At 63.2% G+C, this 21,526-nt stretch carries 18 protein-coding genes; 7 read left to right on the top strand and 11 right to left on the bottom strand.

Annotated features, from left to right (window positions below; translation table 11 throughout):
• The coding region (locus VGP39_RS11365) for an MFS transporter (protein WP_327568203.1) at window positions 1-514 on the top strand (514 nt) is incomplete at its 5' end.
• Between the two features lie 213 nt (window positions 515-727).
• Here VGP39_RS11365 and VGP39_RS11360 read toward each other — a convergent pair.
• Window positions 728-2,113, bottom strand: coding sequence for an oligosaccharide flippase family protein (locus VGP39_RS11360; protein ID WP_327568202.1), 1,386 nt, complete (start codon window positions 2,111-2,113; stop codon window positions 728-730).
• 206 nt (window positions 2,114-2,319) lie between these two features.
• Window positions 2,320-3,159 carry a protein-disulfide reductase DsbD domain-containing protein gene (locus tag VGP39_RS11355; protein WP_327568201.1) on the bottom strand — a complete coding sequence of 280 codons (840 nt, stop codon included), beginning with the start codon at window positions 3,157-3,159 and terminating at the stop codon, window positions 2,320-2,322.
• A gap of 136 nt (window positions 3,160-3,295) precedes the next feature.
• Here VGP39_RS11355 and VGP39_RS11350 point away from each other — a divergent pair, with 136 nt between their 5' ends.
• The gene (locus VGP39_RS11350) at window positions 3,296-3,943 is read left to right on the top strand and encodes a YqgE/AlgH family protein (protein WP_327568200.1); all 648 of its coding nucleotides are present in this window, start codon (window positions 3,296-3,298) and stop codon (window positions 3,941-3,943) included.
• Between the two features lie 36 nt (window positions 3,944-3,979).
• On the opposite strand, the gene VGP39_RS11345 is transcribed toward VGP39_RS11350, so the two are convergent.
• The 3 genes from VGP39_RS11345 to VGP39_RS11335 all read right to left on the bottom strand — a co-directional run bounded on the left by VGP39_RS11345 (window position 3,980) and on the right by VGP39_RS11335 (window position 9,871).
• Window positions 3,980-5,608, bottom strand: a complete 1,629-nt coding sequence (locus VGP39_RS11345; RefSeq protein ID WP_327568199.1) for a hypothetical protein — start codon at window positions 5,606-5,608, stop codon at window positions 3,980-3,982.
• Window positions 5,609-5,885: 277 nt separating this feature from the next.
• Window positions 5,886-8,759 (bottom strand): EAL domain-containing protein, encoded by a 2,874-nt coding sequence (locus VGP39_RS11340; protein WP_327568198.1) that lies wholly within the window; start codon window positions 8,757-8,759, stop codon window positions 5,886-5,888.
• 113 nt (window positions 8,760-8,872) lie between these two features.
• Entirely contained in the window at window positions 8,873-9,871 is a 999-nt protein-coding gene (locus VGP39_RS11335) for an NAD(P)H-quinone oxidoreductase (RefSeq protein WP_327568197.1), read from the bottom strand.
• A 179-nt stretch (window positions 9,872-10,050) separates the two neighbouring features.
• Between VGP39_RS11335 and VGP39_RS11330 the strand changes: the two genes are divergently transcribed.
• Together VGP39_RS11330 and VGP39_RS11325 are read left to right on the top strand one after the other, a co-directional pair.
• On the top strand, window positions 10,051-10,242 hold the full coding sequence (locus VGP39_RS11330) for a DUF1192 domain-containing protein (RefSeq protein WP_327568196.1): 192 nt from the start codon (window positions 10,051-10,053) through the stop codon (window positions 10,240-10,242).
• A 506-nt stretch (window positions 10,243-10,748) separates the two neighbouring features.
• Complete coding sequence (locus VGP39_RS11325; RefSeq protein WP_327568195.1) at window positions 10,749-11,258, top strand: DUF1465 family protein; 510 nt, start codon at window positions 10,749-10,751, stop codon at window positions 11,256-11,258.
• Window positions 11,259-11,346: 88 nt separating this feature from the next.
• Here VGP39_RS11325 and VGP39_RS11320 read toward each other — a convergent pair whose 3' ends face one another.
• The 3 genes from VGP39_RS11320 to rpmE all read right to left on the bottom strand — a co-directional run bounded on the left by VGP39_RS11320 (window position 11,347) and on the right by rpmE (window position 13,593).
• Window positions 11,347-12,162, bottom strand: a complete 816-nt coding sequence (locus VGP39_RS11320; RefSeq protein ID WP_327568194.1) for a hypothetical protein — start codon at window positions 12,160-12,162, stop codon at window positions 11,347-11,349.
• A gap of 8 nt (window positions 12,163-12,170) precedes the next feature.
• Entirely contained in the window at window positions 12,171-12,959 is a 789-nt protein-coding gene (locus tag VGP39_RS11315) for a hypothetical protein (RefSeq protein WP_327568193.1), read from the bottom strand.
• Window positions 12,960-13,365: 406 nt separating this feature from the next.
• Window positions 13,366-13,593, bottom strand: coding sequence for a 50S ribosomal protein L31 (rpmE, locus tag VGP39_RS11310; protein ID WP_327568192.1), 228 nt, complete (start codon window positions 13,591-13,593; stop codon window positions 13,366-13,368).
• 162 nt (window positions 13,594-13,755) lie between these two features.
• Between rpmE and VGP39_RS11305 the strand changes: the two genes are divergently transcribed.
• The gene (locus tag VGP39_RS11305) at window positions 13,756-15,615 is read left to right on the top strand and encodes an ABC transporter transmembrane domain-containing protein (RefSeq protein WP_327568191.1); all 1,860 of its coding nucleotides are present in this window, start codon (window positions 13,756-13,758) and stop codon (window positions 15,613-15,615) included.
• A gap of 155 nt (window positions 15,616-15,770) precedes the next feature.
• Here the strand turns inward: VGP39_RS11305 and VGP39_RS11300 are convergent, their stop codons facing one another.
• From VGP39_RS11300 to VGP39_RS11290, 3 genes are all read right to left on the bottom strand, one after another.
• Window positions 15,771-16,220 carry a GNAT family N-acetyltransferase gene (locus VGP39_RS11300; RefSeq protein WP_327568190.1) on the bottom strand — a complete coding sequence of 150 codons (450 nt, stop codon included), beginning with the start codon at window positions 16,218-16,220 and terminating at the stop codon, window positions 15,771-15,773.
• 114 nt (window positions 16,221-16,334) lie between these two features.
• Window positions 16,335-17,366, bottom strand: a complete 1,032-nt coding sequence (locus tag VGP39_RS11295) for a peptidoglycan -binding protein (protein WP_327568189.1) — start codon at window positions 17,364-17,366, stop codon at window positions 16,335-16,337.
• A 266-nt stretch (window positions 17,367-17,632) separates the two neighbouring features.
• Window positions 17,633-18,625, bottom strand: coding sequence for a flagellar motor protein MotA (locus tag VGP39_RS11290; protein ID WP_327568188.1), 993 nt, complete (start codon window positions 18,623-18,625; stop codon window positions 17,633-17,635).
• Between the two features lie 257 nt (window positions 18,626-18,882).
• Between VGP39_RS11290 and VGP39_RS11285 the strand changes: the two genes are divergently transcribed.
• Together VGP39_RS11285 and VGP39_RS11280 are read left to right on the top strand one after the other, a co-directional pair.
• Window positions 18,883-19,908 (top strand): cyclopropane-fatty-acyl-phospholipid synthase family protein, encoded by a 1,026-nt coding sequence (locus VGP39_RS11285; protein WP_327568187.1) that lies wholly within the window; start codon window positions 18,883-18,885, stop codon window positions 19,906-19,908.
• 342 nt (window positions 19,909-20,250) lie between these two features.
• Window positions 20,251-21,465, top strand: coding sequence for an efflux RND transporter periplasmic adaptor subunit (locus VGP39_RS11280; RefSeq protein ID WP_327568186.1), 1,215 nt, complete (start codon window positions 20,251-20,253; stop codon window positions 21,463-21,465).
• The last annotated feature ends 61 nt before the right edge of the window (window positions 21,466-21,526 follow it).

Below are 21,526 nucleotides of genomic sequence, written 5' to 3'. Positions count from 1 at the left end.
CATCGTGCATCAGATCGCGATACTTGAGCCGAAGATCGGGGCTCTTAAGGCAGGGCTCGCGGTCAGTGTAATGACCTCGATGGCGATCGTAGGACGGGTCTCGCTCAGCGTCGTCGCAGACCACCTCGACCCGCGGCTCGTTGCCGCCATCTCCCTGGTGAGCCAGGCCGTGGCGGTGTTCACCATCCACCTGAGCGACAACGTCCATCTCGTGCTGCTGGCCTCTGCTGTGTTCGGCTTTTCGATCGGAAACCTCATCACACTGCCGCCGCTGATCATCCATCGCGAGTTCGAAGTCCAGAACTTCACCGTGGTGATGGGGCTGTTCACCTCGATCAGCGGCACGGTGGGCGCCTTCGGTCCCGGATTGATCGGTCTCATCCGCGGCTGGAGAGGCGATTACGGCGCTGCGCTGCTGTTGACCATTGCGCTGGAAGTGATCGCCGCGGCGATCGTGCTCGCGCGTGCCGGAAATCCAAGAGTGGCAAAGGAGCTTGATTGTGCGCGAAGGTAGCCATGCCGTTTGAACGAGATCGCGTAGCTACGGCGTTACTGCATTCTTATGACATCTCAACGGGTCGTCCCCGCGAAGGCGGGGACCCATACGCCGTGTCGATTATGAGAGCGGCAGCGCTCGTCGCCTTATCTTGCAAGCGCTGAAGTCAAACATCAAGTCCAGGGAGTATGGGTCCCCGCGTTCGCGGGGACGACTCGGTGTGAGGCCGAGCTAAGCGCTGCGCATGCCGAACGCGAGCACGTGCAGGCCGAGGCGGCGGCGGACGATCCAGAACAGCAGCACAGTTTCGAATACCAGCGCCAGCGAAGTCGCGGCCGCGGCGCCGTGGCCGCCGAAGCGCGGGATCAGAATGACGCACAGCACGACATTGATGACAAAGGCCGACGCGTAGGCCAGCGAGCAGATGTGCTGATGGCCGAGCATGTTGAGCAGCCGCTCCACCGGGCCGATTGCGGAGCGCACCACGAGGCCGATGGCGGCGATGAACATGATGTCGTAGCCGGCCACGAATTGCGGCCCGAACAGCCACAGCAGCGGCTTGCCGAACGCCAGCAGAGCTGCGGTCGCGGCGACCGACGGCCAGAACGTCCATTGGATCGCGTGGGCGACATAGGCCGACAGCCTCGCGCGGTCGCCAGTGGCGTGATATTCGGCAAACCGGTGCGCCGTCGTGGCCGACATCGCGTAGTGAATGAACGACACCAGCGCCAGCGTCTTCACCACCGCGAAATAGACGCCGACTTCTTCGGAGGAGCGGAATTGCTGCAGCAGCAGCACGTCGGTGTAGGACAGCAGCAGATAAAACCCTTCGACCATCAGGATCGGCAGCGACACCGCGAGCCAGCCGCGGAAATCGAAAGCCTTGGGGCCGGCTTCGACCGTATCGTGCAGGCGGCGGTTCATCACGATCATCTGGCCGATCATGGCGATCCATACCGCGGCGGCACTGGCGAGCATCGCCGCGGTGGCGCCAAGATTGAAACCGAGCGCGAAGGCGCCGGCCGTAAAACCGATGATCAGCGACTGCCGCACCACGAATTGCGGCATCAGCCCGAGCCGCATCCAGTCGTGTGCGCGCGCGATGCCGTCCTGGGTGTTGGCGACGACGAAGGCCGGCAGCGTCAGGCAGCCGATATAGAGCGGCACCACCGTACCGGGTTCGATCCACGGCGACGAAATCTTGACGATGCCGGCGAGCAGCGCAGAAACCACCGAGGATACGATGAACGTCATCCAGCGGCTGCCGGAGAGAAAGCCCCGAAGCAGATCGTGTTCGCCGCTGGCGCGGTATTCGGGGATCAGCTTTTGCGCGGACACCGAGATGCCGAAATCCATCATGCTGCCGAGCAGCAGCACCCAGGTCCAGACATAGACATAGACGCCGTAGTCCGAGCCGCCCATCCAGCGCGCCAGCAGGATCTGCGACAGGTACGCCATTGCGGCGCTGACGATGCGGATGATGAAGATGGTGCCGGCAAGGCGTTTTGTCAGCGAGGCTTCGCCCGAGCCGCCGAGGACACGACCGAGCATCGCGCGCAGCCGCGCAAAAGCACCTGCTGGGTGCGGTGAGGGGGAGTGCGCGTCCGTCACGGCCACGGAAAATTCCTCATTGCCGCACGGCGCGGCGACGATCCGGAATATCAACGATTCGTTAAGATTCGGTTGGGTTGTCGTCCCCGCGAAGGCGGGACCCATAACCCCTGGCCTTGCTGGTGATGGAAAGTGCCGACCTGGTGCCGAAACGAGAGCACACGGAGGTTGGGTCCCTGCCTTCGCGGGGACGACTGTGGAAAAATATCGCGCTAATTCAAATTCACATTGAACTCATACGCCCGCTCGGCGCCGACCAGGGTCAGCCTTAGCGCAGCACCCTCGGGATTGGCCCCGGGAGGCAGGCCGTCGAGATCGAAGGCGAAGCGCTTGACCCCGGGCGGGCTATGCCCGAGCAATTTCGGCACCGGCAGCGCCCAGTCTGGCGTCGGCCCTTCGACAAACAGCGCAACCTCTTGGGCGTCGGGCGTGGCCACGTCGACAATCACGCCGGCTTTGCCGTCGCGTTTGACGTCGCCAATGGTGAGCGGATTGGGATCGCCGACATTGGCCGGTTTCGGCACGGCGTCGAGTGCTGCGAACAGCGCCGGGTCCCCGGTGCTCGCCACGCTTGTGAAAGCCAGTTCGGCCTTGGCCTCGACCGGGATGCAGATTTTTTCACACACCGCGTAATAGATGTCGGCGCGAAGCGTCACGGGCTTGTCGGCATTTTTTGCGACGATGCGCAGCGGCAGCACCACCTGCTTCTGATAACCTATCGAAGTACCGCCGGCGCCGTCGGCAAATTTTATCGGCGCCGGCCACAGAATGGTCACGGCTTCGATATTTTCCGATTTGCCAAAATCGAACCGCGGCGGCACGCCGGAATCGCCGGGGTTGCGCCAATAGGTATGCCAGCCCGGCTCAATCTGGAACGCGATGCCGCCCAGCAGCACCGCACCGCTGCGCGACCCCGCCAGCAGCCGCACCGCGGAATGGCTGTCCTGCTGCCACGGCGAGGCGTCCTGCGCCGGTGCCTGCCACGCAAAGCAGCACGCAAAAACGCCAGCGGCGACGCCGGCCGCGGCGCGGATTGGAACCGTTGAAGTCATGGAACGTCTTTACAGTCTGGCATTGGCGCAAACCATTGAATTGCTTGTGATCGGGTCTGGCTTGGCATGAAGCTTGATTGACAGCGCGGGCACCCAATATCAGGATACGAGACGGGCAAATGAGAGTCCTGCGCTGATGGACCTGATACGCAAAAAGCCGGCCGGCGCCGGAGGCAAGGCCGATGCCGGCGGCGACGGGGCAGGCCGCGGCTATCTCGATGGCCAGTTGCTGATCGCCATGCCGGTCATGGAAGATCCGCGTTTTGCGCATTCGGTGATCTATATGTGCGCGCATTCGTCCGAAGGCGCCATGGGAATCGTCGTCAATCACCCGGCGGGCACCATCGATTTCCCTGAACTGCTGGTGCAGCTCGACATCATCCAGAAAGCCGACCAGATCAAGCTGCCGGAAAATGCCGGGACCATGAAGGTGCTGAAGGGCGGTCCGGTCGAAACCGGACGCGGCTTCGTGCTGCATTCGAGCGACTTCTTCATCAAGGATGCGACGCTGCCGATCGACGACGGTATCTGCCTGACCGCGACGGTCGATATTCTGAAGGCGATCGCGAAGGGCGCCGGGCCGAAGCACGCCATCCTCGCGCTCGGCTATGCCCAATGGGCGCCGGGACAGCTCGAAACCGAAATTCAGGACAATGGCTGGCTGCATTGCGCCGCTGATCCGGACCTGGTGTTCGGGCGGGATGCCGGCGAAAAATATCTCCGCGCCCTGCGCAAGATCGGCATTGATCCTGGCATGCTGTCGAACGAAGCGGGGCATGCATAGCAGCGCCGCCGACCTCGGTGGGTAACCACGACGCGTTTATTTCTCCCGCCTGATCAACGGACACGCCTCGATGGCCGTTGCGAGCTGGACGCCTTCGATCTCGACGCAGGATCTGGAACCATCGATGGCAAGGCCATAGCGTTCCAGCAGGTCTTGCCGGAACGGCTTGCCGCGAATGTGCAGTTCCCACGCGCCGCCCGGCAACGGATCTTCGAGCCCGGCGCGGATGCGGCGATCGAACTTACCGTCCGGCATCACAGGCAAGGCAATATCCGCGATCTGATAGAACCGCGATCGCGGCGGCAGCAGCGGCGCGACATAGGCAATGGGCTTGTCGAGCAGAAAGTAAGCGGCCGGTTGATCGAGCCGGGCGGAAATTTTTGGCTGATACGAATTGGACCACGGGCGCCGCCACCAGTCCGCCGGCTGCGACCACGACGCGATCGCCACGGCGACCGCCACGATGACGGCACCCGCCGGCATCCACCGTCCATCGCGTAAAACCATTGCCGGCGCGCCGGTCATAACGCGCGACAGCAGCAGCACGATCAGCGGACCGCACAGCAACTCCAGCACGATGGCGTAACGCTGGATCGAAAACAGACCGAGCCACGCCGCATAGGAAACGGCAAACAAAACGAAGAACTGCACATCCCGCCGGGTGAAAATCGCGCCATGCCGTGCAAGCCGCGCGGCGATGCCGACCAGCGCCAGCACCATCGCGGCGGCAAAGCGCGCATCGCGGAACGGATATTCCGAGCTTCGGTTGTCGCCGAGCAGCCAGTAAAACGGATAGGCCAGCGCATCCCAAATACCGCGCGGCAGGAATTGGGTATCCATGATATTGGACGGCTGCAGCTCCTTCGACTGGAACACGCCGTTGAACAACGGGAAAATCGGATTGCCCATTTCCCGCCACAGCATCAGGCTCCACGCCCCGCCGGTCGCAAGCGCCCCGATCGCGCCGCCGAGACCGAGGCAGGTCATCGCCAGCAGCGGACGCGCCGCCACCAGCACAGCGGCGGCGGCAGCCAGCGCGAACACCGCGTTGGTGAGCTTCAGCCCCACCGCCGCGCCGAGCAGCAATCCGGCCAGGATGTAGCGCAGGCGGTGCGATTCACCGGCCGACAGGATCAGGGCGAATCCGGCGACGATCGGCAGCGCGGTAAGGATATCGGAGAAGCTGGTGCCGACCTCCGAAAGCGTCATCGGACCGCAGGCGGCGATCAGGACCGAGGCCGCGACCGCACCGGTGGTGGCCGCGTTTTGCAGCAGCACACGGGACAGCAGATAAACCAGCGTAAGGTTGAGGCCATGAACCGCGCCGATGATCAGCAGGCCATAGGGCGCCGGCAACAGATGCCGGAGGGCATACACCGGAAAGTAGACCGCGGGATTGAAGTAGGTTTGAAATCCGGCCGGCAGCGCATCGATGTCGTAGCGGCCGTTGAGGACGGCCCAGACATTGTATTCGTGATAGTTCTGCCAATCCCAGTTCGCGTCCTCGCCGACGGCCCAGGTATAGATCGCGCCGGCCAGCAGCGAGGCGAGCGTGATGGCGATCGGCAAGGCATTGCCGCGCAATTTTGCGATCATTTTCTGCCGTGCCCCGGAGGACGCGGGCCGGCTGAAATTGGCGCCGGCGTTTTCGGCCGCGATTGTCACGCTTGATCGCATCCTTGTATCCAACAGCGAGTGCTGAAAGATCAAACGGCTAACAATGCAACGCTAATATTTCGATAAATGACGTGCTTAACAAGGGACGTGTCGATTGCCGCGGCCCGACCCCTCTCCCAAGGGAGAGGATCAATACAGCGCTTGGAGCGCGCGAACACATATTCTGCGTCATACGCGGGCTTGACCCGCGTATCCATCAATCTTCGTAAAAGCGCTTTTTGAAGAGGATGGATTGCCGGGTCAAGCCCGGCAACGACGGAGCTGACTAGCTCGCCGCCTCCAGCCGCTCTTCCGTCAGCAGCCGCATCGCGGCATCGGCATCCATCGGCTCGCCGAACGCAAAGCCCTGGGCGTATTCGCAGCCCAGTTGATACAGCTCCACCGCGTCCGAATCGGTCTCGGCGCCCTCGGCGACCACGTCCATGCCGAGGTCGTGCGCCAGCGCGATGATCGATTTCAGGATCACCGGGCGGGTGCCGCGGCTGGTGGTGCGCACAAAGGACTGGTCGATCTTGATGGTGTCGAACGGAAAGCGCTGCAGATAGGCCAGCGAGGAATGGCCGGTGCCGAAATCGTCCAGCGATAATCCGGTGCCGAGTTCGCGGATCCGGTGCAGCATTTGCGCGGCGTGCTCTGGATTTTCCATCACCAGCGATTCCGTCAGTTCCAGCTTCAGCGTGCCACGCGCCACCGAGGAGCGCGACAGCACGGTGCGGATGTCGTGGATCAGATCGTGCCGCAGCAACTGCCGTGACGAGACATTGACGCTGGCGAAGATCGGCTCGCGCGAGCGCATCGCGCGTTGCCAGATGCTGAGCTGCCGCGCGGTCTGGTCCATCACGAACATGCCGAGGTCGACGATCAGCCCGATCTCCTCGGCGATGGTGATGAACTCCTGCGGCGCCATCCGCCCGAGCTTTGGATGGTCCCAGCGCGCCAAAGCCTCGAAGCCGGCGATGGAGCGATCCTCCAGCCGCACGATCGGCTGGTACAAAATAGTGATCTCCTCGCGCTCGATGGCGCGGCGCAATTCGGATTCCAGCGTCAGCCGGTCGGTCTTGCGCGCGCGCATCGCCGGCTTGTAGACGTCGATGCGGTCGCCGCCGATGCGCTTGGAGTGATACATCGCCAGTTCCGCGTCCTTGATCATCTCCTCGGAGAGCTGCGTCTGCGGGTCGGAGAGCGCGAGCCCAATCGAGGCGGTCAGGAAAATCTCGCGCTCGTTGAAGGCGATCGGCGCGCGGATGGTCTTGCGAATGGTTTCGGCGAAGGCGGTGATCTTGGTGGAATCCTGCTCCGACAGCAGGATCAGCCCGAACTGGTCACCTGCCAGCCGCGCCAGCGTGTCCTGCGGTTTAAGGATGCGGGTCAGCCGCCGCGCCAGCGTCAGCAGGATGGAATCGCCGACCGCGATGCCGACGGAATCGTTGACCTGCTTGAAGCGGTCGAGATCGATCACCATCAGGGTCGGCCGCAGGTTCGGCATGCTCTTGGCGAAATTCGCCACCGCGGTAAGGCGGTCGATGAACAGTTTTCGGTTCGGCAGGCCGGTGAGGTTGTCATGCACCGAATCGTGCAGCAGCCGCTCTTCGGCGTTCTTGGACTCGGTGACGTCGGTGAGGGTGCCGACCACGCGCGAAACTTCGCCGTCGGAGCCGACCACCGGGCGCGCCTTGAGCGCGAACCACATGAAATGGCCGTCCGGCGTGCGCAGCCTAAAATCCTGCACCAGCCGGCCGCGGCGCTGGTCGAGCACGCTGTCAAGTGCGGCGCGGAATCGGTCCTGGTCGAGCGGATGCAGCACCTCCAGCCATTTCGCGGCCGGGCCTTCCAGCGTGCCGCGTTTCAGCCCCAGCAGCGCTTCGGTTTCGGGGCTGGTGAAAACCTTGTCGGCGGCGACGTCCCAGTCCCAGATCAAATCGCCCGAGCCGGTCAGCGCCAGCGCGCGGCGCTCGATATCGGAGACGATGCCGGTGGTCATGCCGCCGCCGGCGAAAGCGTGCTGCATCACCGTAAATCCGATCAACATCACGATCAGCACCAGGCCGCCCAATAACGCCGGACCGACGATATCGTTGGTGACGCTGCCCGCGACCGTCATGCCGGCGGCGATCACCCAGACCACCAGCAGGAACCAGGTCGGGATCAAGAGCACGGCGCGATCGAAACCATGCGTCGAAAGATAGACGATAAGGGCAAAACCGGCGAACGCGATCAGCACCAGCGATATCCGCGCGATGCCGGATGCGACCGCGGGATCGAACAATGCCAGCGCCACCAAGCTCCCTAAGAAGGCGAGCCAGCCGACGGTGATATGGGAATAGCGCACGTGCCAGCGGCTTAGGTTGAGATAGGCGAACAGGAACACCAACAGCGTCGCGGCGAGGATCGCTTCGCCCCCCGCGCGCCAGACCCGCTCGGCATTGTTCGACATGTCGAGCACCTTGCCCCAAAAGCCGAAGTCGACGCCGATATAGACCAGCACCGCCCATGCCAGCGCGGCGGCGGCGGGGAACATGATGCTGCCCTTGACCACGAACAGGATGGTCAGCACCAGCGCCAGCAGGCCGGAGATGCCGATCACGATGCCTTGATAGAGCGTGAACGAGTTGACCTTGTCCTTGTAGGCTTCCGGTTCCCACAGATAGAGCTGCGGCAGCTTGTCGGTGTTCAACTCGGCGACATAGGTGACTACCGCACCGGGATCGAGCGTGATGCGGAAAATGTCGGCGGTCGGGCTGTCCTGCCGCTCGGGGCGGTCGCCCGCCGAAGGCGTTATGGTCTCGATGCGCGACAGCCCGAGATCCGGCCACAGCAATCCCGACGACACGATGCGATAATGCGGGGCGACGATCAGGCGGTCGAGCTGGTCATCGGTGTTGTTGGCGAGCGCGAACACCACCCAGTTCTGGCCGCCCTTGCGCGCACGCACCTCGATGCGACGAATGATGCCGTCGGTGCCCGGCGCGGTCGAAACCTGGATGCGGTCGGTTTCGCTGCGCTGATGATCGAGGATCGCGGTGAGGTCGATCGCGGGCGCGTCACTGCGGACGCTGACGGCGTCGATGGCGCGCGCCGGCGGCGCGGCAAAAATCATGAGGCCCAGCGCTAGGGGCGCAAGGCACCTGATCAGACGCAATGTCAGTTCTCCGCGTTCAGCGCCGGCCGATGCACTCGTTCGACGATGCGCGATAAATGACATGAATGTGAGGGGAATCAAAGGGTTTCCGGCTGCCGGCCGTCGATGCCGCGTTAGACGGTCAACACAATTTTGCCAATATGTTCGCTGGTCTCCATGCGCCGATGCGCGTCCGCGGCCTTTTCCAGCGGGAATGTGCTGTCCATCAAGGGTTTTACTTTGCCCTCGCGGATGAGCGGCAGCACTTTGGCCTCGATCGCGGCGACCATCGCCGCCTTGTCGGCATTGCTGCGGGGACGCAGCGTGGAGCCGGTGTGGTGCAGCCGTTTCACCATCAGTTTGGCAAAATTGACCGTCGCCTTGGGGCCGCCGAGGAAGGCGATCTGCACGATCCGCCCGTCCATTGCCGCGGCATCGTAATTGCGCTCGATGTAGTCGCCGCCGACCATGTCGAGGATGACATTGGCGCCGATGTCGTTGGTCGCTTTTCGTGTTTCAACGACGTAATCCTGCGTCTTGTAGTTGATGGCCGCGTCGGCGCCGAGTTGCAGGCAGGCGTCGGCCTTGTGCTGCGAGCCGACGGTGACGATGACCCTGGACCCGAACGCTTTGGCGAGCTGAATCGCCATGGTGCCGATCCCGGACGAGCCGCCATGGATCAGCAGCGTTTCGCCGGGGGCAAGCGCGCCGCGCTCGAACACATTGTGCCAGACCGTCATCAGCGTTTCCGGGATCGCGCCGGCCTGGGTCATCGACAAAGCCTGTGGCACCGCCATCGCCTGCGCGTCTTGCGCGATGCAATACTGCGCGTAACCGCCGCCGGCCACCAGTGACATCACTCTGTCGCCGAGCTTGTGTTTGGTGGCGCCGTTGCCGACCGCCACCACTTCACCCGCGACTTCCAGCCCGGGCAGATCGCTGGCGCCGGGCGGCGGCGGATAGCTGCCGGAGCGTTGCGACACGTCGGGTCGATTGACGCCGGCGGCATGGACCTTGATCAGGATTTCGTTCGGCCCCGGCGCCGGAAGGCTGCGGGTTTCCGGCACCAGCACCTCCGGCCCGCCGGGTTTGCTGATGGCGACGACGGTCATTTGCGCGGGCAGCTTTTCCATGATTTTTTCCTATGCCGTAGCGTCATTGCGAGGAGCCAACGGGCCCGGCCTTTGGCCGGCCCCGATCGCGACGAAGCAATCCAGAACTGGAAAGCAAGAACTTGATTGCTTCGTCGCAAGGGCTCCTCGCAATGACGAGGGTATCTGATTAGCCAGACTGACGCGTAGGAGCAAGACACATGGCCGCCGAGGATGACGACAAGCCGAGAAAGAAAATCACCCATGAGATCGGGCAGGATCTGTACCTGCTGTCGGTCGAGGAGCTGACCGAGCGCATCGCGCTGCTGACGTCGGAGATCGAGCGGCTCAACGAAGCGATGGCGAAGAAGCGCTCGTCCAAGGATGCGGCGGACCGGTTTTTCAAGTCGTGAACTCCCGTGTCCCGGGCGCGATGCGGCATCCTTCATGCCGCTTCGCAGAACCGGGACCCCGGTTGCTTGCGGACGCGTAGAAACCGGGGCCCCGGCTCTGCAGCGCACCGCTTCGCGAAGAGCTACCCCATAGCGCGTCGAAGACGCGCGTAAACGCGCTTATGGCGCTGCGTCCGGGGCACGTAACCACACTCGGCCAATGGCCGACATGGCAAACAACCGCTGAATCAATTCGTTCGTTTACGATCGATTAAGCTTTCTCGAATATGACTTAAATCGTCCTCGTTTGGACACCGAGTGGCTCCTGTCCACTCTGTTTGACGCCTCCCTGTTATCAACTTCAAAGCCGCCGGAAACGGCGGCTCTTTTTTGGCGTAGCGTCACCGCGCTGGAAACCATAATAAGTCTTGCGGCTGGACTCCGGCCCGTGAGCGCGCAATGATTTGTTCATCATAAGCCCGGCGACTTGAAGCCGGCAGCGTAAACAGTGGCGTGAGGCGTTAACCATGTCGGATCGGTCAGGTGAAAGCGGTCTCGTCCAGTTCAGCGAGCGGCTGACCAATTCCGCCGCCTTCGGCACCCTGTTCCGGGAAGGCATGGATCTGGTCGAGGAGACCGCCGCCTATCTCGACGGCGTCGGCCGCACCGAGGCGAAGGCGCTGGACCGCTCGGTAAGTCTCACCTACGCCACCGAAAGCATGCGGCTGACCACGCGGCTGATGCAGCTCGCGTCCTGGCTGCTGCTGCACCGGGCGGTCAAGGAAGGCGAGATGACGCTGACCCAGGCCAATCGCGAAAAGACCAAGGTCAAGCTGTCCGCCGCCGATCCCGGCGCCGCCGACATGATCGCCAGGCTGCCGCAGCAATTGCAGCACCTGATCGCCCGCTCCATGACCCTGCAGACCAAAGTCCGGCGCCTCGATACCACCATCCATGCGCCGGCAGCGGAACGCGCCTCGATCGGCAATCCGCTGGTGCCGCAACTCAACCGCCTCAAGGCCGCGTTCGAGCGCTGAGTATCGTCAGCTCATCCCCGTGAATGCGGCAACGTTGGCGTCACCGGGCTCGCGATGATGACGATTGCCGCGCCGCCTCCGGTCGTGCTCAATACTCTACGTTCTGGAACGATGGAAGTTTCGGAACAAAGCCCTCGACATATGCCTTGCACTGCAGGCGCCACGATTCAGGCATCGGGACGCTCCGGTTCGACGTCTCGGTGTTGTCGTCGAGCCGTTTGCTGATATTTTCCAGCCGCGCAAGGGTGCCCTTCAGATTCGGATCGTTGCTGTTGACCTGGCCGAGAATGCTTGCGCGCGTGCGTGCGATATTCTCGCTGTTCTCCTTGTATGCCCACGGCGCCACCACCGACAAAAGGCTGAGCAGGTTTGCGCGGCCGTTTATGCCGCTGGCTGACTTGACCAGGGTTGGATCGCTAAGGTGAGTGAGAGGAACGCACACCGTGGTGTTGTCGATAACGTTTCCCAGGACCAACAGCGAATTGGATCGAAGGTCCGGTGAATCGCCGCGCACACCCCAGGTCAGGACGGAGACGGCCACGATATCGTCGAGGTCGCGAAACGCCTTGATGAATGCCGCCATTTCGGCGACTTTTTTCGGGTCGTTCGGATCGGAGAATTTCAGGATGATGTTTCGCAATGCGCCGGTAACGCTGAGCATTTTCGACCGGGTTTGCTGGGTGGGCTGAGGGCCGACATCATCCTTCAGGCTGCGAAGAATCCTGACAAGGCAGGGAAGCGCGGCATTCCAGTCGGCGAGCAGAGCTTCGGAGACGACCGGAACGCCGGTTGCGGTATCCGTCGTCACCGCCTTGTCGTAGATGGCGCAATAGTTCTGAGTCTGCGCGCTGGCCGTGCCGGTCAGCACGCTGAACGCCGCAACCAGACAGACGGCAATAGTCATGCTTCGCGTCATTGTGCTTCCAATATCGGTGCTACACTTGGCTTTGGCGGGGTGGCGCCCTCGGCGACCGGCAACTGCTGGGCGGCGGCGGCGTTCAAGGCCTTGGTGTCGGACGATTTTGCCGAGACCAGGACCACTTTCAAGATCACGGGAAAGCTAAATCCGGCATTGCCTCGGTCGATATTTTCTTCCGACAGATCGACATTGACGGTTTCTTCGATCAGGGGTTTCAGGCCGGACTTGGCCGAAACCGGATCAGCCAGCAGCGTGTAAGAGACGTGCTTGGTGCCTTCCCGGCCGTTGCTGTGAGGTACCCATACTTCAAATCCTTTGCCTCTTCGGCTCGATGGAATCGCGTTGCCGTCGATCTCGAACCGGCCCCAGTAATTGGAAAGGTCGGTGCTTCCGTCGGGCTGGGGCTGAACACGGACCACGAGATATTTTGTTTCAATGTCGAAGGTGCGTTGAATCTCCGGGGCATACCTCATCATGCCAAACCCGATGACCAGCGCCAGTATGCCGGCCCCTCCGGCGATCGCGACATTGTATTTTGCCGTCGCGGCATCCGACTGCAGTCTCCCCATTCCCTGTGTTCCCGTTCCGAACAACAGGATCGCCGTTCCCAGAACGACCAGCACGAAGCTGAACGAGGTATGCACGATTCCAAGGCCGCTTCGCGCGACGAACAGCACGACAAGTCCGAGCAGGATGAAGAAGATGCCGCTCGAGACGAATTGTCCAATCCAGCTCAGCTCAAAGCCGCTCTTGGCGGCAGCGCCGCCCGGCGGAGTGGACAACCGCTTGAGCTCGGCCGTCAAACCATTAATGGCCGCTTGAAATTCAGCGGCCGAAACAGGATCGGCGGGCGGTGGCGGCGGAGGTGGGGGCGGCGGAGCCGGATCTTGCACTGGGTCGGTCATTGGAAAAACCTGTAAGGCTCAAAAATTGCAATCCAGATCCGGCAATGTAGGGAAAAGCACGGCCACGAAACAGCGGAAAAAGACTAGCCCCTCGAAAGCGGTTGAACAACGTCAAGATGATTGCGCGCCCGAGACAGAATTCGGCTCATCGCCGTCAAGCTTCCGCGCTGCAGAAAGGTTCGCCTTCAACCTCGCCTGGCACCAGCTCGTGGCTGCGGCCCACAAAAAAACGCCCGGCGGAGCGCGGGCGTTTTGATCGCTCAAATCCGAAGGTAGCGAGCGCTCAATCCTTCTTGAGAAACCCGGAAAACTTCTTCTGGAAGCGCGAGACGCGGCCACCGCGATCGAGTATCTGCTGGGCGCCGCCGGTCCAGGCCGGATGCGACTTGGAGTCGATGTCGAGGTTGAGCTTGTCGCCTTCCTTGCCCCAGGTCGAGCGCGTCTGGTATTCGGTTCCATCGGTCATCACGACCGTAATGGTATGATAATTCGGGTGAATTTCGGGTTTCATGGGATATCCTTCGGCGTGGCTCGCGCCTGCATGTCAATGGCAATGGACGGATTTGGCCGCTCTATAACGTAAGCATCCCGCCAAAACAAGGTCCGGACGGCATTTGCCAGCGCGGCTTCAGGGGCCTATCTGGAAGCCTTATAGACCGGGTGATCCAGATTCATGAGTGCGGCCGAACAGCTTGAAGGTGCGCGGGTCGACAAGGCCGGGCTGCCGGAAAATCCGTTGGCTGAGCCGTCCCCGGTCGAAGCCCAATTGACGCAAACGCCGGCTATCCGCCGCGCAAAACTGCGTCCGTTGCTGGCGCTGGCGCCATATGTGATGCGCTATCGCGGACGCGCCATGCTGGCGTTCGTTTCGCTCACGGTCGCGGCGATGACGACCCTGATCATCCCGGTCGCGGCGCGCCGCATGATCGACTTCGGGTTCAGTCCCGAAGGCATCGTCCTGATCAACAGCTATTTCAGCGTGATGATCCTGGTGGTCGCGGTGCTCGCCGGCGCCAGCGCGGCGCGGCATTATCTGGTGATGACCATCGGCGAACGCATCGTCGCCGACTTGCGGCGCGACGTGTTCGCGCACCTGATCTCGCTGTCACCGGCCTTCTTCGATGCCGCGCGCAGCGGCGAACTGATGTCGCGGCTCACCGCCGACACTACCCAGATCAAGTCGGCGGTCGGCGCCTCGGTGTCGGTGGCGCTGCGCAACATCATGCTGTTCACCGGCGCCACCGCGATGATGGTGATCACCAGCCCGCGGCTGTCGCTGTTCGTGCTGCTGGCGATTCCGCTGATCGTGATTCCGCTGGTGGCGTTCGGGCGCTCGGTGCGTCGGCTGGCGCGCAGCGCGCAGAGGACGCTGGCGGAGGCCACGGCCTATGCCGCCGAACTGGTCGGCTCCATCAGGACGGTGCAGGCCTATACCAACGAGCGATTGGCGGAAGCGCGGTTCGGCGGCGAAGTCGAGCAGGCCTACGCCGCGGCGCGCAATACCACCAGGGCGCGCGCGGTGCTGACCGCGATCATCATCTTCATCGTGTTCTCCAGCGTCGTCGTCATCCTCTGGGTCGGCTCCCATGACGTGCTGGCCGGGTCGATGACCCCGGGCCGGCTCGGCCAGTTCGTGCTGTTCGCGGCGATCGCCGCGGCGGCGCTGGGCCAGCTCAGCGAAGTCTGGGGCGAGGTGTCGGCGGCGTCGGGCGCCGCCGAACGATTGTTCGAAATCCTCCGCGTCGAATCGTCGATCACGGCGCCGGCCTCGCCGCGGGCGCTGTCGGTGCCGGCGCGCGGCGACATCGTGCTCGACCGTGTCAGCTTCGCCTATCCGTCGCGGCCCGATGCGCTGGCGGTCGACAGCGTGTCGCTGTCGGTACGCCCGGGCGAGAAGGTCGCCATCGTCGGCCCCTCCGGTGCAGGCAAGAGCACGCTGTTTCATCTGCTGCTGCGGTTTTACGATCCTGCAAGCGGCACGATTTCGTTCGACGGCGTTCCGATCCGCGACGCCGAGCCGCGCGAGGTGCGCGCGCGCATCGCATTGGTGCCGCAGGATTCGGTGGCGTTCGCCACGACCGCGCGGGAAAACATCCGCTTCGGGCGGCCCGATGCCAGCGATGCCGAGGTCGAGCGCGCCGCCGAACAGGCCCACGCCATCGAATTCATCCGCCGCCTGCCCGGCGGCTTCGAGGCGCAGCTGGGCGAGCGCGGCGTCATGCTGTCCGGCGGCCAGCGCCAGCGCATCGCGATCGCCCGCGCCATCCTGCGCGACGCGCCATTGCTGCTGCTGGATGAGGCGACCTCGTCGCTCGATGCCGAGAGCGAAACGCTGGTGCAGACCGCGCTGGAGGAATTGATGCGTCACCGCACCACGCTGGTGATCGCGCATCGCCTCGCCACCGTTCTGTCCTGCGACCGCATCATGGTGATGGACCAGGGCCGCATCGTCGAGCAGGGCACCCATGCGTCGCTGGTGGCGGCGAACGGGCTCTATGCAAGGCTGGCGCGGCTGCAGTTCGAGGGAGTGTGAGGACTCGTGCCCCGGACGCAGCGCAGCGCGCCGTTCTTCACGGCGTGGTGCGCTGCAGAGCCGGGGCCCCGGTTTCTACGCGCGCGCAAGTAGCTGGGTCCCGGCTCTCTGCGGAGCGGCATGAAGAATGCCGCACCGCGTCCGGGACACGAAACTTACGGCTTCCACGCCATCCGCAGCACCGGCTTCCCCGAGGTCGGATTGACGTCGCCTCCGGCATCGACGAATCCATTACGCCGATAAAACCGTATCGCGCGGGCATTGTCGGTGTTGACCAGCAACGTGATGCCGTCGGGCGACAGCCGTTTTGCTTCACCGACCAGCGCGGTGCCGAGTTCCGAGCCCCAGTGATCCGGCTCGACCACCAGCTGGTCGAGATAGCCAGTTGCGTCGATGGTGACGAAGCCGATCAGCGCGCCGCCCTGTTCGGCCACGATGATATTGGCGTTTGGCACCAGCTCCTTTCGCCAGCGCTCGCGCCACCAATTTACCCGCGCGGCGAAGTCGATTGAGGGATAGGCTTGCTGCCAGGTGAGATGCCACAACGCGATTGCGGCGTCTTCGTCGGCGGGCGCGTAGAGGCGCAAGGTGAAGGGAGCGCTCATCCAATCACCGGCGTCATGCGCGGGCTTGACCCGCGCATCCATCGATCTTCGCAAGAGTCTTTCGAAGAGGATGGATTGCCGGGTCAAGCCCGGCAATGACGATGTAGTGGGACATCACCGTTCCGTCAGCTTCAGCTCGATGCGGCGGTTGCGCTTGTAGGCTTCTTCGGTGGCGGCGGTGTCGAGCGGCTGGAATTCGGCAAAGCCGGCCGCGACCAGGCGCTGCGCGGGTACGCCCAGTGAAACCAGGTACTGCACCACCGAGATCGCGCGCGCGGACGACAACTCCCAGTTCGACTTGAACACCGGGCTGTTGAGGATCGGCCGCACGTCGGTATGGCCGTCGACCCGCAGCACCCAGGCGATCTCGGCCGGGATCTGCTTGTCGAGTTCGGTCAGCGCGGCCGCGAGCTTTTCCAGTTCGGCGCGGCCCTCGGGGAGCAACAGCGCCTGTCCGGTATCGAAGAACACCTCCGACTGGAACACAAAGCGGTCGCCGACAATTCGGATGTCGGGCCGGGTGCCGAGGATGGCGCGCAGCCGTCCGAAAAATTCCGAGCGATAGCGCGACAATTCCTGCACCCGCTGCGCCAGCGCGACATTCAGACGCTGCCCGAGATCGACGATACGCCCCTGCGATTCCTTGTCGCGCTTTTCGGAAGCATCGAGCGCTTCTTCGAGTGCCGCAAGCTGTCGGCGCAATGCGCTGATCTGCTGGTTCAGCACCTCGACCTGCGCCAGCGCGCGCGACGACAACTGCTTCTCCGAATCCAGCGCCTTGTTGAGCTCGGTGGCGCGGCCTGCGGCATCGCTGCCGGCACCCGCAAGGCCTTCATAGAGTCCTTTGACCCGGTCGCGCTCGGCCTCTGCCGACGAAAGCCCGGCGCGCACCTGCGAGAGCTGGTCGCTGAGGTTGAGGCCGCCAAGCTTTTCCAGCGACAGCAGGTCGTTCAACTGCGCGATCTTGGCGTTGAGCTGCTCCAGCGCCTTGTCCTTGCCGGTGACTTCCTGCGACAGGAAGAACTGCACCACCAGGAATACCGACAGCAGGAACACGATCGACAGCACCAGCGTCGAGAGCGCATCGACAAAGCCCGGCCAGTAGTTCAATCCGGTCTCGTTGCGGCGTGCACGGGCAAGGGCCATTCAGATGTCTCCACTTTCTCGTGTCCCGGACGCGCTGCGGCATTCTTCATGCCGCTGCGCAGAGCCGGGACCGCCATAAAATTGAAGCGTCATTGCCGGGCTTGACCCGGCAATCCATCTTCTTCGCACGAATCTTCGAAGATGGATGGATACGCGGGTCAAGCCCGCGCATGACGAAGTTTTGTGTGCTACGGCCCCGGCTCTGCAGCGCACCGCTCCGCAAGAGCTACGCGCTGCGCTGCGTCCGGGGCACGATGACTTACGACTCAATTCTTCTCCGGCTGGCGCGCGAGGCGCTCCAGCAGTTTCTTGATCTCGCGGTTCTGCTCGCCTTGGCCGTCGGCCCATTCGCGAATCATCTGCTGCTCGGTGCGCATATGGGCGACCAGGCCCTGGATCGCTTCGGCGAGGTTGGCCATCGCCGCCGTGGTGCCGCGATTGCTGCCGCCTTCTTCCATGGTGGTGCGCAAGCGCTCGATGGCGTGCTGCAGGTCGCCGCTGGCGCCGGCGGCGCTCTCGCCGGAATATTCCTTGACCGTGGAGGCGAGCCAGTCTTCGAGGTCGGTATAGAACCGGTTCTGCGCCTGGCTCGATTGCAGGTCGAGAAAGCCCAGGATCAGCGATCCGGCAAGGCCGAACAGCGACGACGAGAATGAAATGCCCATGCCGCCGAGCGGTGCGGCGAGGCCCTCCTTCAGCGTGTCGAACAGCGAGCCGGCATCGCCGCCGACCTTCAGGCCCTCGATCACCTTGCCGACCGAGCCCACGGTCTCGATCAGGCCCCAAAAAGTGCCGAGCAGGCCGAGGAATACCAATAGCCCGGTCATGTAGCGCGAGATGTCGCGGGCTTCGTCGAGCCGTGTGGCGATGGAATCCAGGAGATGCCGCATGGTTTGCTGCGAGATCGTCATCCGGCCCGAGCGTTCGCCGCCGAGGATCGCCGCCATCGGCGCCAGCAGCGTCGGCCGGCGGTCGAGGGCGAGCCCGGGATCGGCGATGCGGAAATTGTTGACCCACGCGACTTCCGGATAGAGCCGGATCACCTGGCGGAACGACAGGATGACGCCGATCAGCAGCACCGCGCCGATCAGCGCGTTCAGCCCGGGATTGGCGAAGAAGGCGACGATAATCTGCTTGTACAGCACGAACAGGATCAACGCGCACAACACCAAGAACACCAGCATCCGCACCAGAAAAATCCGGGGCGACGACAGTTTGGTCAGTTCGATTTCCATCGCGGAGCGGGTCGTGGGCGCCATATGGCATGAGTCCGGGTTGGGGGAAGCACCGTTTCGGGCCTCAATATGGCACAGCGACGGCGGGAAAACAGACTTAGGGAGGTTGTTTTAGCCGGAGCAGGGAACCTGGAGGCGAAACCGGCTTTAATTACCTGCGTATTTCACAAATAGTTTGGCGTTTGAAGGTCTTAGCGGGATTTGGCACGGCCGTTCTGGTTCTGGAGGGGCTCGCCGCGATCATCTTCTCATCCCGCGCTGCCGCAGAAAGGAGCGATCTCATGAGTTTCGTTTCCTCGATTATCGGCACCGCCGAGCGCGTGCCGCTGCCTGACATCGTGGTCCGTGCTGCCATCCAGCGGCTGTGCTCGCGCACGGCAACAAGACTCGCCAGCAGCAATGCCGAGAGCGACGCCGCCTTCGCGGACGAGATGGCGGCGCGCCACATCGCCGACTATACCGACGAGGCGAACAATCAGCACCTCGAGGTACCGCAGGCTTTCTTCGCAAGCGTGCTCGGCCCGAACCGGAAATATTCGTCGTGCTTCTACAAGGAGCCGGAATCGACGCTGCAGGAGGCCGAGGAGGAATCCTTGCGGCAGACCGTCGAGCATGCCGACCTGCATGACGGCCTGTCGATCCTCGAACTCGGCTGCGGCTGGGGTTCGTTGTCGCTGTGGATGGCGCGGCAGTTTCCCCGCGCGCAGATCACGGCGGTATCCAATTCGGATTCGCAGCGGATCTATATCGAAGGCGAGGCCGCGGCACGCGGCTTGAAAAACCTGCGCGTGATCACCCAGGACATCAACGCGTTCGATCCGAAGCAGCAGTTTTCACGCATCGTCGCGGTCGAAATGCTCGAGCGCATGCTGAACTGGCGCGAATTGATGACGCGGATGAGATCATGGCTGGCGCCGGACGGCCGCTTGTTCGTGCATGTCTTCACCCATCGTGCCGCGGCCTATCTGTTCGATCGCGCCGACCGCGAAGACTGGATCGCGCAGCATTTCTTCACCGGCGGGGTGATGCCGAGCCATCATCTGATCCGGCAATATGCCGACCTGTTCGAGGTCGAGAAGGAATGGCGTTGGAGCGGCGTGCACTATCGGCGCACCGCGCTCGACTGGCTTGCCAATTTCGATGCCAACCGCAACCAGATCGAGGAGGTGCTTCGCCCGGTCTACGGCAGCGACACGAGCTTGTGGATGCGGCGCTGGCGCTGGTTCTTTCTCGCCACCGCCGGCCTGTTCGGCTACGCCGACGGCAGCGAATGGGGCGTCAGCCACTATCGGATGCGGGTGGGGTAGCTGGCGTGCCAGGACGCGCAGGTCGAAAGCGACCAATAATCCACCGGGTGCCGCCTTGCTGGGCAGGCAAACGGCGGTTTTCGCGTCATCATTGATTTCGTTTTTCTTCTCGTCGCGAACACGCGCGATTCACGATCGTGTGAGATGACGAAAATTGCCACTCTTTCAACGCGCTAGGCCCCGTGTGGCATTGCGCCGCCGCCAAAGATGTTGCGTTGCAACGCAAACCATTTATCTTGCGTTCATCAAAAGACGTTGCGGTGTCGCGAGGCGAAGCTGCGGGCCTGGCGGCGCGTGGAGCTTTGGCGCGTGTCCGCGCGAATGGGAATTTTTAAAAAGCCGATGACACGCATCACCACACGACTGGCATGCGCCGCACTGCTGATGGGCGGCCTCGCGCCGCTTCTTGCGGGATGCGACGAACCGCATCAAGCCATTGCCTCAGCGCCTGCGCAAACCTCGGAGCCTGAAGTCAGCGTTGTCACCGTCGCGCCGAAGGTGCGTGCGGTGGTGCGCGAATTGCCGGGGCGCATCGCGCCGACGCGGGTCGCCGATGTACGGCCGCGGGTGTCCGGCATCGTGGTCGAGCGGACCTTCAATCAGGGCAGCGAAGTAAAAGCCGGCGATCCGCTTTATCGAATCGATCCGCGGCCGTTCGAGGTCGAGCTGCAGTCGAATGAAGCAGCCCTTGCGCGCGCCAATGCGGTGTACGACCAGGCCGCCCAGCAGGCGCGGCGCGTCGCACTGCTGACCAGCCAGCGCGCCACCACCGAGGTGGAAAACGAAAAGGCCATCGCGGCGATGCGGCAGGCCGAAGCCGACGTCGCCGGCCGCAACGCCGACGTCGCGCGCGCGAAACTCAATCTCGATTACGCCACCATCCGCGCCCCGATCGACGGCATCGTCGGCGCGGCGCTGGTCAGCGAAGGCGCGCTGGTGGTGCAGAACGAGGCCGCCAACCTCGCAACCATCCAGCAGCTCGATCCGATCTATGCGGATTTCACCCAGTCGGTCTCCGAACTCAATCATCTGCGCCGCGCCTTCGAGGCCGGCGATCTCGACCGCATCGCGCCCGGCGCGGCAAAAATCCGTCTCGTGCTCGACGACGGCACGCCCTATGCGCTGACCGGCAAGCTGTTGTTCTCCGAGGCCAAGGTCGACGCCCATACCGGGCAGGTGACGCTGCGCGGCGAGTTTCCCAACCCGAAGCGCGAATTGCTGCCGGGCATGTATGTCCGCGTGCTGATCGAGCAGGGCATCGACACCGATGCCATCGCCGTGCCGCAGCAGGCGATCCAGCGCAATGGCGGCGGCGGCAGCGAGGTGTTCGTGGTCAAGGATGACAATCACGTCGCAACCCAGGCCGTGCGCACCGGATCGGTGCAGGACGGCCAGTGGTTCGTGACTGAAGGCCTGAAGTCCGGCGACCGCGTGGTGGTGGAGGGATTCCAGAAATTCGCCGCCGGCGACAAGGTCAAGCCGTTGGCGTGGACCGAGGCCGGTGCGTTGGCTGGCGCAACGCCGGAAGCTCATCCGACCACGCAAGCGCACCGGTAAATTCCGATGCCGGGGTTCTTCATCGACCGCCCCATCTTCGCCTGGGTGGTCGCGCTCTTCA

The sequence above is a fragment of the Bradyrhizobium sp. genome, assembly GCF_036009065.1.
Classification (GTDB): Bacteria; Pseudomonadota; Alphaproteobacteria; order Rhizobiales; family Xanthobacteraceae; genus Bradyrhizobium.
The sequence above is the reverse complement of the archived record's forward strand: the minus strand, read 5'-3'. Positions and strand labels throughout refer to the sequence as shown.

Coding starts and splice junctions, on each gene's coding strand:
- VGP39_RS11285 (WP_327568187.1), top strand. CDS start 18,883: ATGAGTTTCGTTTCCTCGATTATCGGCACCGCCGAGCGCGTGCCGCTG.
- rpmE (WP_327568192.1), bottom strand. CDS start 13,593: ATGAAACCCGAAATTCACCCGAATTATCATACCATTACGGTCGTGATG.
- VGP39_RS11290 (WP_327568188.1), bottom strand. CDS start 18,625: ATGGCGCCCACGACCCGCTCCGCGATGGAAATCGAACTGACCAAACTG.
- VGP39_RS11355 (WP_327568201.1), bottom strand. CDS start 3,159: ATGACTTCAACGGTTCCAATCCGCGCCGCGGCCGGCGTCGCCGCTGGC.
- VGP39_RS11280 (WP_327568186.1), top strand. CDS start 20,251: ATGACACGCATCACCACACGACTGGCATGCGCCGCACTGCTGATGGGC.
- VGP39_RS11330 (WP_327568196.1), top strand. CDS start 10,051: ATGGCCGCCGAGGATGACGACAAGCCGAGAAAGAAAATCACCCATGAG.
- VGP39_RS11350 (WP_327568200.1), top strand. CDS start 3,296: ATGGACCTGATACGCAAAAAGCCGGCCGGCGCCGGAGGCAAGGCCGAT.
- VGP39_RS11295 (WP_327568189.1), bottom strand. CDS start 17,366: ATGGCCCTTGCCCGTGCACGCCGCAACGAGACCGGATTGAACTACTGG.
- VGP39_RS11300 (WP_327568190.1), bottom strand. CDS start 16,220: ATGAGCGCTCCCTTCACCTTGCGCCTCTACGCGCCCGCCGACGAAGAC.
- VGP39_RS11325 (WP_327568195.1), top strand. CDS start 10,749: ATGTCGGATCGGTCAGGTGAAAGCGGTCTCGTCCAGTTCAGCGAGCGG.
- VGP39_RS11305 (WP_327568191.1), top strand. CDS start 13,756: ATGAGTGCGGCCGAACAGCTTGAAGGTGCGCGGGTCGACAAGGCCGGG.
- VGP39_RS11320 (WP_327568194.1), bottom strand. CDS start 12,162: ATGACTATTGCCGTCTGTCTGGTTGCGGCGTTCAGCGTGCTGACCGGC.
- VGP39_RS11335 (WP_327568197.1), bottom strand. CDS start 9,871: ATGGAAAAGCTGCCCGCGCAAATGACCGTCGTCGCCATCAGCAAACCC.